8 protein-coding genes are annotated in these 16,722 nt (G+C 47.5%); 6 read left to right on the top strand and 2 right to left on the bottom strand.

What is annotated here, in order from left to right:
- Positions 1 to 18 precede the first annotated feature (18 nt).
- Positions 19 to 969 (bottom strand): sugar kinase, encoded by a 951-nt coding sequence (locus H5336_RS05655; RefSeq protein WP_185232228.1) that lies wholly within the window; start codon positions 967 to 969, stop codon positions 19 to 21.
- A 270-nt stretch (positions 970 to 1,239) separates the two neighbouring features.
- Between H5336_RS05655 and H5336_RS05650 the strand changes: the two genes are divergently transcribed.
- From H5336_RS05650 to H5336_RS05640, 3 genes are all read left to right on the top strand, one after another.
- A complete protein-coding gene (locus H5336_RS05650) occupies positions 1,240 to 1,929 on the top strand; it encodes a FadR/GntR family transcriptional regulator (protein ID WP_185232226.1) in 690 nt (229 codons plus the stop codon).
- A gap of 71 nt (positions 1,930 to 2,000) precedes the next feature.
- The gene (gene eda / locus H5336_RS05645; RefSeq protein WP_185232224.1) at positions 2,001 to 2,630 is read left to right on the top strand and encodes a bifunctional 4-hydroxy-2-oxoglutarate aldolase/2-dehydro-3-deoxy-phosphogluconate aldolase; all 630 of its coding nucleotides are present in this window, start codon (positions 2,001 to 2,003) and stop codon (positions 2,628 to 2,630) included.
- Positions 2,631 to 2,665: 35 nt separating this feature from the next.
- On the top strand, positions 2,666 to 3,763 hold the full coding sequence (locus H5336_RS05640; RefSeq protein WP_185232222.1) for a sugar kinase: 1,098 nt from the start codon (positions 2,666 to 2,668) through the stop codon (positions 3,761 to 3,763).
- A 231-nt stretch (positions 3,764 to 3,994) separates the two neighbouring features.
- On the opposite strand, the gene uxaC is transcribed toward H5336_RS05640, so the two are convergent.
- Positions 3,995 to 5,410: a glucuronate isomerase gene (uxaC, locus tag H5336_RS05635; protein WP_185232220.1), complete on the bottom strand. Its 1,416-nt coding sequence runs from the start codon at positions 5,408 to 5,410 to the stop codon at positions 3,995 to 3,997.
- A gap of 456 nt (positions 5,411 to 5,866) precedes the next feature.
- On the opposite strand from uxaC, the gene H5336_RS05630 reads away from it, so the two are divergent.
- The 3 genes from H5336_RS05630 (at position 5,867) to H5336_RS05620 (ending at position 16,650) form a co-directional block, all read left to right on the top strand.
- Positions 5,867 to 7,342, top strand: coding sequence for a mannitol dehydrogenase family protein (locus H5336_RS05630; protein WP_185232218.1), 1,476 nt, complete (start codon positions 5,867 to 5,869; stop codon positions 7,340 to 7,342).
- A gap of 575 nt (positions 7,343 to 7,917) precedes the next feature.
- Positions 7,918 to 11,724 (top strand): pectate lyase family protein, encoded by a 3,807-nt coding sequence (locus tag H5336_RS24005; protein WP_185232216.1) that lies wholly within the window; start codon positions 7,918 to 7,920, stop codon positions 11,722 to 11,724.
- Between the two features lie 921 nt (positions 11,725 to 12,645).
- Positions 12,646 to 16,650 (top strand): pectate lyase family protein, encoded by a 4,005-nt coding sequence (locus H5336_RS05620; protein WP_185232214.1) that lies wholly within the window; start codon positions 12,646 to 12,648, stop codon positions 16,648 to 16,650.
- Positions 16,651 to 16,722 lie beyond the last annotated feature (72 nt).

The following is a 16,722-nucleotide window of genomic DNA, read 5'->3' as shown; positions in this document are numbered from 1 at the left end:
TATGCTGGGGTAGGGTGACTAATTCAGCCCATTATACATACCGTTAAAGCTCGCTTTCTTGACAATAGCGCCACGGTTACGAATAACAATCGATGCCACATGAATTCCATGGCGTGCGGCATCTTCATAGGAAAACCCTTGCGCCCGCGCCGATAAATAGCCAGCGTTAAACGAGTCCCCTGCGCCGGTTGTGTCAACAACGCCATCAACCTTGGAGACGGGCACGCGCAGTTTTTCACCGTTCACATACGCAACCACCTCTTCCGCACCGCGTTTTAATACCAGCTCTTTAATTCCGTTGTTTTTATAGCGCTCAATTGTTGCATCAATGGAGCCATCACCCCACAGCATTGCTTCGTCATCCAGAGTGAGGAGTGCTATATCTGTATGCTCCATAAACTCAGCCATCACATATTGCGCCATGGTTTGGTCGTTATCCCAGAGTCGAGGGCGGTAATTTATATCGAAACAGAATGTTCCGCCCTGAGCCCGGTATTCTTTAATAAAGCGTAAAAGTACTAAGCGTGAATGGTCGCTGATAATGGCTAGGGTAATACCGCTGAGGTACACGTAGTCACATTCTTTGAGCTGGTTGATCAGGTTTTCGGTGTGCGCTTTTGCAGCAAATAGTTCACGTGCTCGCGCCTCCTTTCGCCAGTAATAAAACTCTCGCTCGCCATCCGGTGAGTTACGAATCACGTACATTCCTGGCAGGCGGCCTGCCATGGTTTCCATCATGCTTGTACCGACATTTTCAGCCTTGGCTAAGTCGAAAATCTTTTCGCTGTAGGGGTCGTCACCCAGAAGGGTGACATACTCCGTTTGAATGCCGGTTCGAGCCATGTAAATGGCCGTGTTAAAAGTATCGCCAGCGAAGCCTAGCGCCATGATGTCTTTGTCGCTGGCGTCTGTACTGGGGTGGGGTGCGAGTTCCACCATTACTTCGCCAATTGCTGCTATGCGTGCCATTCAATCACCTTTGTCTTGAATCAGTTCATCGGCTGAAGGTCAGTCGAATCTAAATTATTGAAAAGTATAGTGTTTTGGGGGAGCTTTGCCCCGTATTAAGTGTAGTGTAGGCTCTCTGTCAGCCGCCAAATTGGCTTGACAGTGTACAGCTTTGGTCGTATATTGGTCAGGCTATCAGATAGGTTGATAGCGAGCATTATAATAACCTGCCGACCAGTAATTCAATCGGTTGGGGCAATATTCAAAATCTAACCTACGAAAGTAAGTACCATGCTGACTCGATTGAAGTCGCTCACCCTGGTTGACCAGGCAAACGAGCAGCTAATGAAATATATAGACGAAAATGACTTGGTTGACGGCGATAGCTTGCCATCAATTGCCGAATTGTCGGAAAGATTCGGCGCTAGCCGAGCCGTTATTCGCGAGTCTCTAAAAAGTTTGGAGGCTCAGGGCATTATCGAGGTGGCTAATGGCAAACGGGCAAAAATAAAGCCTGTAACGTCTGAGCCTCTACTAAACTACTTTCAACGTGTCATGCAGGTAGACAACCGGGCAGCGTGGGAGTTTGCTGAAATTCGCGTTGCGTTGGAGCTTCAGGGCGTGAGTCTCGCCATTCAGCGCGGTACCAATGAGGAGTTGCAGAGTCTCAGCGGTGTTGTTCGCGAGATGCGCGAAAACCTGCACGATGCTGAGGCCTTTGCCGATCTTGATGTGAAGTTTCATCTACTCATTGCCCATGCTACCCATAACACGATGATGGTTCACTTGCTGGAATCGCTGCGTGGAGCCATTCGAGAGTCTATTCGGAAGGGCTTACACAAGCGCCTGACACCCGCTCAAATGGAGGGGGTTCAGGGGTTCCATGAACGCCTGGTTGAAACGTTGATCGAGCGTGATGTTGAGGGTGCAACGGCAGCAATGCACGCGCACTTTGACGAAGTAGCCATGTTCCTTGAGTAAAACTGTAAGTAAAAAAAATAAGCCATTCATTATTAATGAAATGTGAAACATGTTTGTACGGAGAAAAAACAATGCATGCTGAACTAGAAAAAATTGGACAACTCAAAGTTATCCCAGTTGTTGCCATTAACGATGCTGCCGATGCAGTTCCCTTGGCGGAAGCGCTGATCGAAGGCGGCTTGCCTTGCGCTGAAGTTACTTTCCGTACTGCTGCTGGCTTGGATTCAATGAAAGCCATGGCCAAGCTGGGCAATATCCAGGTTATCGCGGGCACGGTTTGTAGTATCGACCAAGTTAAAGCTGCTGTTGATGCAGGCTGTAGCTCTTTGGTGTCTCCTGGCATTAACGAAAAAGTGGTTGATTACTGTACAAAGAACGGCATTCTGATTACCCCCGGAATCGCTACGCCTTCTGACATAGAAATCGCTTTGAACTACGGCTTGGAAGTTGTGAAGTTCTTCCCAGCAGAAGCTTACGGTGGCTTAAACACCATTAAAGCGCTGGCAGGCCCGTACCACACCATGAAATTTATGCCTACCGGTGGCATCAGCGCCAAGAATCTTCTTGAGTACTTGGCCTTCCCTAAAGTTCTCGCCTGTGGCGGAAGCTGGATGGTTAAATCTGATCTTATTAACGATAAAAAGTTTGGCGAGATCAGCACCCTAACAAAAGAAGCTGTTGCGCTGGCAAACAGTCTTTAAACCTTTTTTGACTAACAAATATACGAGGAACAGTTATGTCTGTTTTAGATATTAAATCGGCAGAAAGCTGCCAATACGACCTAGTATCACTGGGTGAAGTAATGTTGCGTTTGGATCCAGGTGAAGGCCGTATCCACACCACTCGTCAATTCCGTGCATGGGAAGGAGGCGGTGAGTACAACGTTGCTCGCGGTCTGCGTCGTTGCTTTGGCAAGCGCACTGCGATTGTAACGGCACTGGCAGATAACCCCGTAGGTCGTTTAGTAGAAGACTTGATTCTTCAGGGTGGCTTGGAGCCAATGATCAAGTGGGCTGAGTACGATGGCTTGGGTCAGGCTTGTCGTAACGGCATGAACTTCACCGAGCGCGGCTTCGGTATTCGTGGTGCGGTAGGTTGTTCTGACCGTGGTCACACGGCTGTTTCGCAGTTGAAGAAAGGCGACATCGATTGGGAAGACCTGTTCGGTAACAAGGGCGTTCGTTGGTTGCATACCGGCGGTATCTTCGCTGCACTGTCTGCCACCACTGCAGACGTTGTTGAAGAAGCTATGATCGCGGCTAAAAAGCACGGCACCATTATTTCTTACGACCTGAACTATCGTCCATCGCTGTGGAAGTCTATCGGTGGTGAGAAGAAAGCACAGGAAGTTAACCGTCGTTTGGCTCAATACGTTGATGTCATGATTGGTAACGAAGAAGACTTTACGGCTTGCTTAGGTTTCCACGTTGAAGGTGTTGATGACAATCTGACTAACTTGGAAATCGACAAGTTCAAGTCCATGATCGACAAAGCCACCTCTGAATTCCCGAACTTTAAAGTGACTGCAACCACTCTACGTGGCGTTAAGACGGCTACCGTTAATGACTGGGGTGCTATCTCTTGGGCTGGCGGTGAGTTTTTCGAAGCTCAGCATCGCCCAAATCTGGAAATCATGGACCGCGTTGGCGGTGGAGACAGCTTCGCTTCTGGCTTGATTTACGGTTGGATGGAATTCGGCGACGCTGATAAAGCGGTTAACTACGGCGCGGCTCATGGTGCGTTGGCGATGACCACTGCTGGTGATACCACCACAGCTAGCCTGAAAGAAGTTGAAAAAATCGTTGGCGGTGGCGGTGCTCGCGTAGACCGTTAATAGTCCCTAAGCGGACGTAAAATGATTTGTAAAAAGCCCGGGAGAAATCTCGGGCTTTTTTATGTCCAAGGATGGACAGTATGCCGCGAAGGTCTGGATGCTTCACTCGCCTAGTGCCAATTGAAGGGTTGGTTTTTTCATTAGGAGAAAAATCGAAGGCAAAAAAAATGCCCGCCGAAGCGAGCATTTTAAAAGTTAAACAACCCTTGCGAGCCGTTTTAAATTTGGCCGTTATTTAGGCACTTCAAACGGGAAGTATTCATTGGCGTTATTAAAGCTAATGTCCTTCACCATTGCGCCAACCATAGCGGTATCGTCTGGCACAAAACCGTTAACCATATCGCGGCCTAAAATACGGCACAGCAAGCGACGGAAGTACTCGTGGCGTGAGTAACTTAAGAAGCTGCGGCTATCGGTTAACATACCTACAAAACGGCTTAACAAACCGAGTTGGCTCAAAGCTTCAATTTGACGGGTCATGCCTTCCATTTGATCCAAGAACCACCAGCCAGAACCAAATTGGATCTTGCCAGCGGCAGAGCCGTCCTGGAAGTTACCAATCATAGTGCCGATAACTTCGTTATCACGTGGGTTTAGGTTATACAAAATGGTTTTAGCCAGTTTGTTTTCATCATCTAAACGGCCAAGGAATTTTGACAAAGATTTGGCGTAACAATGGTCACCTATGGAGTCAAAACCGGTGTCTGGGCCGAGCGAGCGGAACAGGCGAGGGTTGTTGTTGCGAATAGCGCCAATGTGGAACTGCTGTACCCAGCCTTTTTCGTGATCTAACAATGCAAATTCAACCAACATACACGACTGAAATTGTTTTATTTCGTCTTGGCTCAGTTCGTTGCCACCGCGCACTTTAGTAAAAATCGCTTTGATTTCGGCTTCGGTATAGTCTTCCGCGAAAACGGTCTCTAAACCATGGTCAGATAAACGACAACCGGCTTCTTGGAAGTAGTCGTGGCGAACACGTAAAGCGGTGATTAAGTCATCAAAACTACTAATAGTGACGTCGGCCACTTCACCTAAACGGTCGATATAATTGTTGTACTCTGCGGCGTCTTCAACGGCCATAGCGCGGTCTGGCCGCCAGGTGGGTAACATGGCAGTGTTAAAACTAGCATCGGCGGCGACAGACTTATGGTGGGCCAAGTCGTCAATGGGGTCGTCGGTAGTACACACCAATTTTACATTGGCTTTTTGCATGATGCCGCGGGCGCTAAATTCAGGTTGGGCCAGCATTTCGTTACACTCATCCCAGGTTTGCTTGGCGTTCGAGCCGTTAAGCAAGCGGTCGGTAATACCAAAAGGTTTACGTAACTCTAAGTGAGTCCAGTGGTATAGGGGGTTGCGTAAGGTGTGGGGAACCGTTTCACTCCATTTTTGGAATTTTTCCCAGTCACTGGCGCCACCGGTGCAGTAATGTTCGCTCACACCGTTAGAACGCATGGCACGCCACTTGTAGTGATCGCCTGCCAGCCAAATCGCATAGAGGTTGGAAAACTGCGTGTTTTCACCCACTTGGGCGGGGGGTAAGTGACAGTGGTAATCGATAATGGGCATGTCAGCCGCGTAATCGTGATACAAAGTTTTCGCCTGAGGTGTATCAAGCAAAAAATCGTCGTGAATAAAGCTCATTTATTCGTCCTCTGTGTGAATGGCTGGAGGGTTGCTACCGAGGTAAAAAATACTGGCTGGAAATTATAGACAGTTTTATCTTCAGATAATACAGGTCAAACTTACCCTCAGATAATGCAGATCAAACGCCGGCATGGGTTTTAATATAGTTGCTGTAATCGGGAATGCGGTGTTCGTAGTTGTTGTTAACCAGCGGTGAGCTGATAATAAAATAGTCGATAGCGGGTGGTTTCACGACCGCCCTGAAGGTATTCGTCGTTTCCGTGAGCAAGTGACAGAAACTGGCGGATCCTACAACGCCCCTGGTTTCAATGATGACACTCGTACTTTCCTAGGTCAGTTAGTAGCGGAGTACCGTTTGCCAAAAGGCGAAGCACTGGAAGTCGCCAAATGCCTAACGTACAATCTGCCGACGAAAGCCCGCAAGCTGTAAACTACTGTAGTTAGATGTAACCTATGACACGACTGAATCAATATACCCTCGATAGCGTCCCGGCTGATGTACAAAAGCCGGGGTACGATTTTCTGCAAGTTAAGCCTGGCATTATTCATATTGGAATAGGTGCCTTTCATCGCGCTCACCAAGCGGTATTCACCGATCGGGTGTTGGAACAGTTTGGTGGTGACTGGGGCATAATTGGCGGCGATTTACGTTCCGGTAGAGTGCGAGATCAGCTCGACCCGCAAAACGGTTTGTATTCCGTTGTGGTTCGCGATAATGATGAAAAACACATTCAAATTGTCGGTTCAGTTGTTAGTGAGTGCGTTGGGCCGGAATATCCGGCTCATGTGGTGGAGATGCTGGCAGACGATAAAATCAAAATCATCTCCATGACGGTAACTGAGAAGGGGTATTGTCACGACCCGGCTACAGGTTGCCTTAATGTCCGTCACCCGCATATTCAGCACGACCTTAAAAATATCGATAGCCCCAAATCCACGCCTGGCTATATTGTGGCCGCTCTCAAAAAGCGCATGGAGAATGGGGTTAAAAGCCCAACGTTACTCAGCTGCGACAACTTGCCCAATAACGGTAAGGTATTAGAAAAAGTCATTCTGCATTTTGCCGGGCTGCACGACAAAAACTTGGAGGCTTGGATTAAGGCGAACACTACCTTTCCATGCACGATGGTCGATCGCATTGTGCCTGCTACAACCGAAGAAGATCTCAACGCGCTTGAAGAGCATTTAGGTATGCGCGACGAAGGCATGGTAACAACTGAGCCTTTTATTCAATGGGTGATTGAAGACAACTTTTGTAACGGTCGTCCGCTTTGGGAAAAGGTGGGTGCGTTAATGGTTGAAGACGTAGAAGTCTTTGAACACATGAAGCTCCGCTTACTAAATGGTAGTCACTCGCTTCTCGCGTACCTAGGGTATTTGGCCGGCTGTGAAACGGTTAGCGATGTTATGGCAGAGCCGGCTTTTGTGAAGCTGTGTGAAATTTTTATGGACCGTGAAGCGGGGCAAACCATTGCGCCACCAGCCGATTTTGATATTGCTGAATACAAGCGGCAGTTGCGAGACCGTTTCGCTAATCGGGGTTTGAAGCACCGCACTTGGCAGATCGCAATGGATGGATCACAAAAAGTGCCTCAACGCTGGTTGGATACTCTGCGTGATCAACTTAGGGGTGATGGAAATATTGATGTGATCTGTCTCGGTGTTGCCGCTTGGATACGTTACGTCAGTGGCGTAGACGAACAGGGCGCAGCCATTGATGTGCGTGACCCCCTTGCATCGAAGTTGCGCAAGTTGTGTGAGGCAAACATTGGTAACCCTGCCGCTTTGGTGAAATCAATTGTTGGTATACCGCAGGTGTTTGGTCAAGACTTGCCAGGTAATACGATCTTTATAAAGGGCGTAACCCACTGGCTTGAGCGTTTGTGCGAGTTGGGTGCACTGGCAACTGTGCGCAAGTATTTTAGATAGCGTATTTTTTCTAATACTATTTACGTTCTAAGCTGTTTTCTCTAGCTGTTTTTCCCTTTAGCCCCGTCTTAAGGGGCGTTTCCTCATGCTAATGATTACCTAATTCGTTTTTGGGCTTACCAATTAGTCAGTCTTTCGGCCTATCGAATGGCTGTATTGGTATGACCATGATATTTTGTTGGAATTACGAGCCAGCGTATTAATAATTCTTGGGTTTAAAAATAAGTCAAAAGTCCGGTTTTTTATCGCTAAAGTTCTCGTTTAGACGCATTCTTATAAGTGATTATCGGTGGTTTGGCTCTATATTGCTCAAATTGGCTTTACAACTTACTTTTATTGGATAAACTGGCCTAACCAAAGGGAATACCAATTGTGGTATCCGGACGAATCTGTCAGCTTAATCTAGTCAAAAATAATAGCCGCTGGCATTTCTACATTGGTTCGGAATAGGAAGGTTGCCTCTTTAAAAAGTAGGTAAAACCACAGGTTTTACTCTGCTGACCTCAATCAGTCTGTGCTTACAGCACTTGTTGTGACTGATTAAACAAATAATTAATAATTTTAAGGTCGTCACAATGAAAAAAACTCTAGGCGCGCTTGCTGGCGCGATCGGACTCGTTTTTGCTTGTGGTTCCGCTTCTGCGGCTACGGGTTTTGCCACTCAAAATGGTGGTACAACTGGTGGGCAAGGCGGTTCGGTAGTGCGGGCTACCACAGGTACTCAAATTCACGAAGCTTTGTGTAATCGAGCTTCAGAAAGTACGCCCATCATTATTGAGGTTGAGGGTACTATCACTCCAAGCAACACCGCTAAAGTAAGCGGTAGCTGTAATACGGCTGACGGTGTAATTGAACTGAAAGAAATCAGCAATATTACCCTCGTTGGTGTAGGCAGCGGTGCGCTTTTCGATGAAATTGGCATTCACATTCGCGCGTCTTCAAACATCATCCTGCAAAACCTGCACATTCGTGATGTTAAAAAATCCAACGGCACAACGTCGAACGGTGGTGATGCTATTGGTATGGAAGCCGACGTTTCTAACGTATGGGCTGACCATTTAACGCTTGAAGCGTTTGGTGGAGAAAGCGAAGGTTACGATGGCTTGTTCGATATGAAGAACAACACCAAATACGTAACGCTTTCCTACAGCATTCTGAAAAACTCTGGCCGAGGTGGTTTGGTCGGTTCCGGCGATGGCGATGACGCTAACGGCCCGGTAACCTATCACCATAACTATTACTACAACATTGATTCCCGTACGCCACTGCTGCGTTTTGCTACTGCGCACTCGTACAACAACTACTTTAATGGAATCAATTCTTCTGGCATGAACCCGCGTATTGGCGGCAAGATGAAGGCCCAGAATAACTACTTCGAAAATGCTAAAGACCCTATTGGTACTTTCTATACCAATGATATGGGTTATTGGGATGTGAGCGGTAACGTCTTTACAGACAGTGTGACTTGGACAGCCGACGGTGATAAGAACCACCCCGCTGGACCTAACCCTTCATCTACTACGTCTATTAGTATTCCTTACGGCTATCAGCTGGATGACGGCGGTTGTGTTCCTCAGATCGTGTTGACAACGGCTGGTGCCAATAATGGCATGCTGACTTCCGATGGTTCTTGTACTGTGACTTCGTCCAGTTCATCTTCAAGCGTGAGCAGCTCCAGCTCGGTTTCGTCCAGTTCTTCTGTTAGCTCTAGCAGCTCCAGCATTGCGCCGGATGGCGATGAAGTGTTGAATATCACAGAGTCAGGTATGTCCAGTAGCTTCTTCAATATCTCTGGCAGCCTATCGTCCTCAAAAGGTACCGTAAATTACAACGGTTTAACCTTAACGGAAGCACTGAAAATAGAATCGAGCACATCCATCACCTTTGCTTCTGCAGCGGCTGGTGTTTTAACGCTGGTATTTAATGAAGGTGAAAGCGGAAGTATCAACATTGATGGTGCAAGCCGTGCTGTATCCAACGGTGTACTTTCGGTAGATCTGGCAGCAGGTAGCCATTCCATTACAAAAGGCAATGTAATGAACCTGTATTACATTAGCCTTGCCTACGAGGGGGGGGCTTCATCCTCCAGCTCAAGCAGTTCATCCTCTAGCAGCAGCTCCAGCTCTTCTGTTTCTTCCAGCTCTTCGGTAAGCAGCTCCAGCAGTTCTTCTGTCAGTAGCTGTTCTGCTGGCGCGTCTCAGTGTAACTGGTACGGTAACCTGTACCCTGTGTGCGATGTTGCTCAAGACGGTTGGGGTTGGGAAAACAGCCAAAGCTGTATTGGTGTTAATACGTGTAACAGCCAGCCAAGCCCATACGGAGTTGTTGGCGGCTGCACTAGCTCTAGCTCTAGCTCCTCTAGCAGTGTTGTAAGCAGCTTAAGTTCTTCTAGCAGCTCTAGCTCTTCAAGTTCATCTAGCAGCTCAAGTTCTTCCAGCAGTTCTAGCTCTTCCAGTTCTTCTAGCAGCAGCGTTGCAAGTGGCACAATTACTATTCAGGAGGGTGCTACCGGTTTCTGTGGTGTTGACGGTTCTATCGACAGCAATAACAGTGGTTACACGGGTAACGGTTTTGCAAATACTGACAACGCTGATGGCGCAGGCATTAACTGGGCTATAACGGGTGATGCAGGTACTTACACTTTCCGCTGGCGCTATGCCAATGGTTCAACGACTAATCGTTCTGGTGTGTTGAGTTCCAACGGTGGCAATATTTCTACGGAAGATTATGTAGGCACCGGTGGTTGGACTACCTGGGCGACTACCTCTGTTAATCTGAGCCTCTCTGGTGGTTACCAGCAGTTGCGTTTGCAGGCTAACCAGGGTTCTGGCTTGGGTAATGTGGATTATCTTGAGGTGACAGGTCCTAACGTTTCGGTTGCATCATGTGACGGTTCGGTTTCTTCGTCCTCTTCTTCAGTGAGCAGCAGCTCTAGCTCTGTTTCCAGCAGTTCTAGTTCTGTATCTAGCAGTTCCAGCTCAGTTTCTGGTGATCAGTGTGATGCTTTGATTAACGATCCTAACGTTAACTGGCGCGATACTTCTCTGCAGTCTGACCAAGAAATTATTCAGTGTCTGTCTCAGTCGCTGGGTAAGCCGGTTGGATTCGGTGAGAACACTACCGGTGGTTACAATGCTAACGGTGGCAGCAATTTGGTGATCATCACTAGCAGCAATCCTGAAGATCAAATTCTTGCGGCTATCTCCTCGTCGGAATATAACTGGATTGTGTTCGACAAAAACGACTTCCGTAACGAAGTTCAGTTGATGATGTACCGCCCTTACTGTGATTCTTCCGACTTGGCTTCTGATTTGGGCGTGAGTGCGTCGCAATGTCGCGATCCATACGCTTGGTGTTCTGCGAATGGTGTTTCCAGTGCTAGCTGTTTGGATACATTCTTCAATGATGAGATGAATAATAGTTCACTGGCTGTGCGCAACTACCTGATCGACAGCAATACCACTATCGATGGTCGTGGCACTAACGCTACCTTCGTATTCAATGGTTTCAAAATTGGTGCGGATAGCAGCGGTGCTTCTACTCACCAGTCTCAGAACGTGATTATTACCAACAACAAGTTTGTTGGTGTTGGCCATGTTGAAGACCACAATCTAGACCCAGATATGATTCGCTCTACCGGTGAGTCTCACGATATCTGGATCCACCAAAACACCTTCGACACCACGGGCGATTCGGCTTTTGATGTGAAGGTAGGTGCATATGACATTAGTATTTCTTTCAACAAGCTAGTTAACGTTAAGCGTGCAGCTCTGCATGGTTCAAGCGACAGCCGAACGATTAATGAGCAGATCACCACAACGATCCACAACAACTTGTTTGTTACTGAAGACCAGTACTACAGCGACAGCGCGTTTGAAACTCTGCGCCGTGTACCGCTGATGCGTCGTGGTCAGAGTCATATATTCAATAACGTGTTCTACAACTACCGTAAGGATATCTTGAGTGTACGTGTAGGTGGTCGAATTGCATTCGAGAATAACGTTGTAATGAACAACGCAACTGAAGCGGCGAACAACGATAACAGTGATGATATTGATTACTTTATTACAAACTTGCTGCGCGACTTCCGTGAAGGCGGCTTGGATGTATGGGGCAGCTACGTATGGATGGCCAACTCTAATTGCCAGATTCAGGGTTCTTCCGGTGATTTGACTAAGAGTGATGGCAGTACGCCAAACATGATGTCTCAGTACAGTTCTACCTCGCAGAGCAACATCGGTTCTTACCGTATGTCTGCAGGGCAAGACCTAGCGGATTACCTGTTCGCAACCGCCGGTAAGGGTGGTGTGGAGCCTTGGCTAGTGTCGGGCGCTGCCAGTATTTCGCAAGTAGTGGCTAGCGCACCGTCTGGATGTCAGTAGTGTTCTCTCGTTCCTTCGAGTAGGTTCTTAGGGCTCCCTCGGGAGCCCTTTTCTTTTGTACAGGATGTACTTATGCCGTGGAGCACATGGATGTGCGTGAACGGCGTTGACAGGATGTACTTATGACGTGGAGCACATGGACAGCTCATTTGCATCCATGCAACCGCTGCATTAGAGCATCCATGCACGTCATGTGCGTGAGCGGAGTTGTCAGGATGTACTGCAGAAAATTGCTCCTGCATTTTCTGACCTTCTGCCATCCGTGGTGGTCGGGTCGTATGCCGCGGATCAAGTAAAAGTACTAACCATGGCTAGTTTAGTAGTCATATATGAAAATTCCCCCAAAAAATCCCCTAGAAACCTCCAATCATTGCGTCTTAATACTTCCTTAATACTCTTAGAATTTTCCTGTACCCCTGTTAATTTTGTCGTCACACCTCCCTGTTCTGGTGCGTGCCAGTATTTTGGCGTGTAAGTCGCTATTTTTGCTCACAAAAACCATAATTGGACAGACCTATTCCTGAAATTGGTCTGCCGAATATTTTTACAGCCACTAGTTAAAAACTCTCAGCTTTAGGCTGTTTTATCTAGGAAGAATGATTTAGGTGTCATACATGTATGCAGCTGTTAATGGGGGCCTCATATTTTATATTTAAACAATAAATGCCTAAATTGGCTTTACAATGACGGTAAATTGGATAGACTGGTAATACCAATAAGGACAACCAGAATAATAATTGGTCGACGAGTCAATTTTCTGCCGCTGATGTATCGCGTGTCAGATCGTCATTGAAAGGTATTTCACCCGGCTAAAAAGAGGCAGCGCCTCAGGTAAGCCACCTTCGCATTAGTCGATGCAACTGGCATCAAGATGTGACTAATAAGAGCAATAAAATAAAAGCACTATTGAAGGGTAACTACATGAGAAAATTAAACCTATTCGCGGGCGCCTTTGCACTAGCGCTGGGCGGCGTATTTTCTGCGTCAGCATCGGCTGAAGCAGCAAATGGTTTCGCATCACTTAACGGTGGCACCACCGGTGGGAACGGCGGTAAAGTTGTTTCCGCAAACACCGGCTCGGATATTCACCAAGCTATTTGTAATCGTGCGGCAGACGATACTCCGCTGATTATTGAGGTAGAGGGTACTATTACCCCGGGTAACACCTCCAAGTTCAGTGGTAGTTGCAATACCGCTGACGGTGTTATTGAGCTGAAAGAAATCCAAAACATCACCATTATCGGTGTTGGTAGCGGCGCACTGTTCGACGAGATCGGTGTACACATTCGCAACTCCTCCAACATTATTTTGCGTAACCTGCATATCCGCGACGTGAAAAAATCTGGCGGCACTACCTCTAACGGTGGTGATGCTATCGGTATGGAATCCAACGTGTCTAACGTATGGGTTGACCACGTAACGCTTGAAGCCTTTGGTGGCGAGAACGAAGGTTACGACGGCTTGTTCGATATGAAAGCCGATACCAACTATGTAACCCTGTCTTACAGTGTATTGATGAACTCTGGCCGAGGCGGCTTGGTAGGTTCTAGCAGTGGCGACCTGGGTAACGGTCCTGTGACTTATCATCATAACCACTACATTAATATTGATTCCCGTGTTCCTTTGTTGCGTGGCGCTACGGCCCACATCTACAACAACCACTACGACGGAATTAACAAGTCGGGTATTAACTCACGTAAAGGCGGCAAAGCTAAAGTAGACAACAACTACTTTGAAGATGCCAAGAACCCCATCGGCACATTCTATGTGAACGATATGGGTTACTGGGACGTGAGCGGTAATATCTTTGACAACGTTACTTGGACTGAAGAAGGTGATGACAATCACCCTGCAGGTCCAAACGTACAGTCTACGACCTCTATCAGCATTCCATACTCGTACACGTTGGACGATGCTTCGTGTGTACCGAATATGGTTGCTAATACCGCGGGCGCTTACACCAACATGGCCGTATCAGATGGTTCATGTGACGTAACCATTCCAGAGCCTACTTCAACGCCTACTACAGAGCCTTCAGTTGACCCAACCTCTGAGCCTACTTCAGAACCTGGTGTGCCTGGTGGTGATGAAGTGTTAAACATCACAGCGTCGGGAACGTCTAGCGACTTTTTTGATATTTCTGGCAACCTTTCATCTTCAAAAGGTACTGTAAATTACGCCGGTTTAACCTTAACTGAAGCGCTAAAAATTGAATCGAGCACATCTATCACGTTTACTTCTGGTGCAGATGCCGAACTGGTATTAGTGTTTAATGAAGGTGAAGATGGCGATATCAAAATTAATGGTACAAGCCGTGCTGTATCTGATGGTGTTCTTACTGTAGAACTATCCGCAGGCAGTCATTCAATTTCGAAAGATAATTCAATGAACTTGTATTACATCAGTCTTTCATACGATGGTGATGCACAACCAACAGCTGAGCCTACTGCTCAACCAACCGCACAACCAACGCCTGTGCCCACAGCGGTACCCACTGCCGTACCAACATCATCTCCTGAAGCGAGCTTAACGCTGCAAGAAAATGACTCTGGTTTCTGTAGTGTTGATGGCAACGTTGAAAACGACCACAGCGGCTACACCGGTAGCGGTTATGCCAACACCACTAACGCATCAGATACTGCTGTTAAGTACAGCGTTGTTGTAGACGCCGATGGTGACTACAGCGCTGTTGTTACTTATGCAAACGGCGGTTCCAGTGCGCGTGACGGTGTTTTCAATATCAATGGAAACAACACTGAGAGTGTTAGCTTGAATGCCACGGGTGGTTGGGGTAATTACACTGACAGCTCTGTTGTAACGCTTCAGTTAACTGCCGGCTATAACGAAGTAAACTTGGTTGCTACGGGCAGCAGCGGTTTAGCGAATATCGACAAGCTTGAGTTGACCGGTTACGGTATTGCGCAAGGTGATTGTAGTGGTGCTGTAACGCCTACCGCCGAGCCAACACCAGTACCAACCGCAGAGCCAACTCCGGTGCCGACTGCAGTGCCAACAGCAGTGCCAACAGTTGAACCAACTTCGGCTCCAGTAGGAACATTCACCATTCAAGAAGGTGATAACGGATTCTGTGGTGTTGACGGTGGTATTGACAGCAATAACTCTGGGTATACAGGTAGTGGTTTTGCCAATACTGATAATGCAAGTGGCAAGAGCGTTAACTGGGCGATTACTGGTGATGCAGGTACTTATACCATTCGCTGGCGTTTTGCTAACGGTGCTTCCGACAACCGTTCTGGTGTATTGAGTTCAAATGGTTCAAGTGTTTCAACTGAAGATTTCACTGGAACCGGTTCTTGGAGTTCTTGGAATACCACTTCTGTTAATTTGAATTTGGCTGGTGGATACAAAAACTTGAGCTTGGTGGCTAACCAAGATTCTGGTTTGGGTAACATCGACTACATCGAAGTAACGGGCCCGAATGCAGCCGCTGCATCCTGTGGTGGCATCGTGCCAACCGCTGAACCAACGGTAGAGCCAACATCAACACCTACTGCCGAACCGACTGCACAGCCTACGTCTCCACCTATTTCCGGTGATGATTGTGAAGTATTGGTTAACGATCCAAACGTAAACTGGCGTGAAACTGGTTTGCAGAGCGATCAGCAAATCATCCAGTGTCTGTCTGAATCTCTGGGTACTCCCGTAGGTTACGGTGAGAACGCAACCGGTGGCTACAACTCCAACGGCGGCAGCAAGCTGGTCATCATTACCGATGATTTCCCAGAGCAGCAAATTTTGGATGCGATTTCTTCAACAGACCACACTTGGGTTGTGTTCGATAAAGACGACTTCCGTAATGAGAAGGCGATCTCTATGCATGCTACCTACTGTGACGACTCTTCCGTGCAGAGCGCTCTCGGCATGAGTGCAGCCCAGTGTCGCGATCCTATCGGTACCTGTGGTGGTTCTGAAAGCTGTCTAGAAGACTTCTTTAACGGTGACCTGAACGATGGTGATCTGCCAATACGCAACCACTTGATCGATTCCAATACGACGATTGATGGTCGTGGCTCGAACGCTTACTTCTTATTTAACGGCTTCAAGCTTGGTTCAGACAGCAGTGGTAAGGCTACCTATACGACTGATAACGTGATTTTGACTAACCTTGACTTCCGTGGCGTTGGTCACACCGAAGATCACGGTCTTGATCCAGACATGATTCGAGTAACCGGCGAATCTCACGATGTATGGATTCACCAGAATACTTTCGATAATACTGGTGATGCTGCGTTTGATATTAAAGTGGGTGGTTACGACGTAACGATCTCCTTCAACAAACTGCTCAATGTGAAGCGTGCTTCTTTGCACGGTTCTAGCGATAGCCGCACTATCAATTCTCAGATTACCAGCACCATGTTGGGTAACCTGTTTGTGACTGAAGATCAGTACTTCGGCGATAGCAAGTTCAACGCAATGCGTCGTGTACCGTTACTGCGTCGTGGTACCACTCACCTGATCAACAACGTTTTTTACGGTTACCGTAAAGACTTGATGAGTGTTCGTGTTGGTGGTGCTGCGGTTGTTGAGAACAACATGTTCTTGAACAACGTGGATAACAGCAAAGGCGATGACCTGGGTGATTGGGTAGAAAATATTCTTGCTGATGTTGTGAGCGACGGTGGTATTAAGGTCACAGGAACTTCCGTTTACGAGTCCAACTCTAATTGTGAAATTGCGGGAAGCTCAGCGTCTTTGAATTATTCAGAAGGTAGTACACCTGACGTAAACGGCGCCTATAACTCTGCATCTAGAAGCACTATTAGTGGCAACCGTTTCTCTGTTGGTAGTGATCTGCGTGATTACGTATTAGCGACTGCTGGTAAAGGTGGAGCGACGCCTTACTTGTCCAGCTACAGCGATGGTGATCACTCTGTTATTTCCGGTGCTCCTTCAAGCTGTCAGTAAGTCGAGCTTGAGTTAGTACTTGAGATAACTATGAAAAACAAAAGGCTCCCTCGGGAGCCTTTTTTAGTTCGA

It is taken from the genome of Teredinibacter franksiae (assembly GCF_014218805.1).
Classification (GTDB): Bacteria; Pseudomonadota; Gammaproteobacteria; order Pseudomonadales; family Cellvibrionaceae; genus Teredinibacter; species Teredinibacter franksiae.
Note: the sequence above shows the minus strand (reverse complement) of the source record. Positions and strands in the feature narration are given on the sequence as shown.

What these genes read in the sequence shown, in the direction of transcription:
- eda (WP_185232224.1), top strand. Translation starts at nt 2,001, where the DNA reads ATGCATGCTGAACTAGAAAAAATTGGACAACTCAAAGTTATCCCAGTT.
- H5336_RS05655 (WP_185232228.1), bottom strand. Translation starts at nt 969, where the DNA reads ATGGCACGCATAGCAGCAATTGGCGAAGTAATGGTGGAACTCGCACCC.
- H5336_RS05650 (WP_185232226.1), top strand. Translation starts at nt 1,240, where the DNA reads ATGCTGACTCGATTGAAGTCGCTCACCCTGGTTGACCAGGCAAACGAG.
- H5336_RS24005 (WP_185232216.1), top strand. Translation starts at nt 7,918, where the DNA reads ATGAAAAAAACTCTAGGCGCGCTTGCTGGCGCGATCGGACTCGTTTTT.
- H5336_RS05630 (WP_185232218.1), top strand. Translation starts at nt 5,867, where the DNA reads ATGACACGACTGAATCAATATACCCTCGATAGCGTCCCGGCTGATGTA.
- H5336_RS05640 (WP_185232222.1), top strand. Translation starts at nt 2,666, where the DNA reads ATGTCTGTTTTAGATATTAAATCGGCAGAAAGCTGCCAATACGACCTA.
- uxaC (WP_185232220.1), bottom strand. Translation starts at nt 5,410, where the DNA reads ATGAGCTTTATTCACGACGATTTTTTGCTTGATACACCTCAGGCGAAA.
- H5336_RS05620 (WP_185232214.1), top strand. Translation starts at nt 12,646, where the DNA reads ATGAGAAAATTAAACCTATTCGCGGGCGCCTTTGCACTAGCGCTGGGC.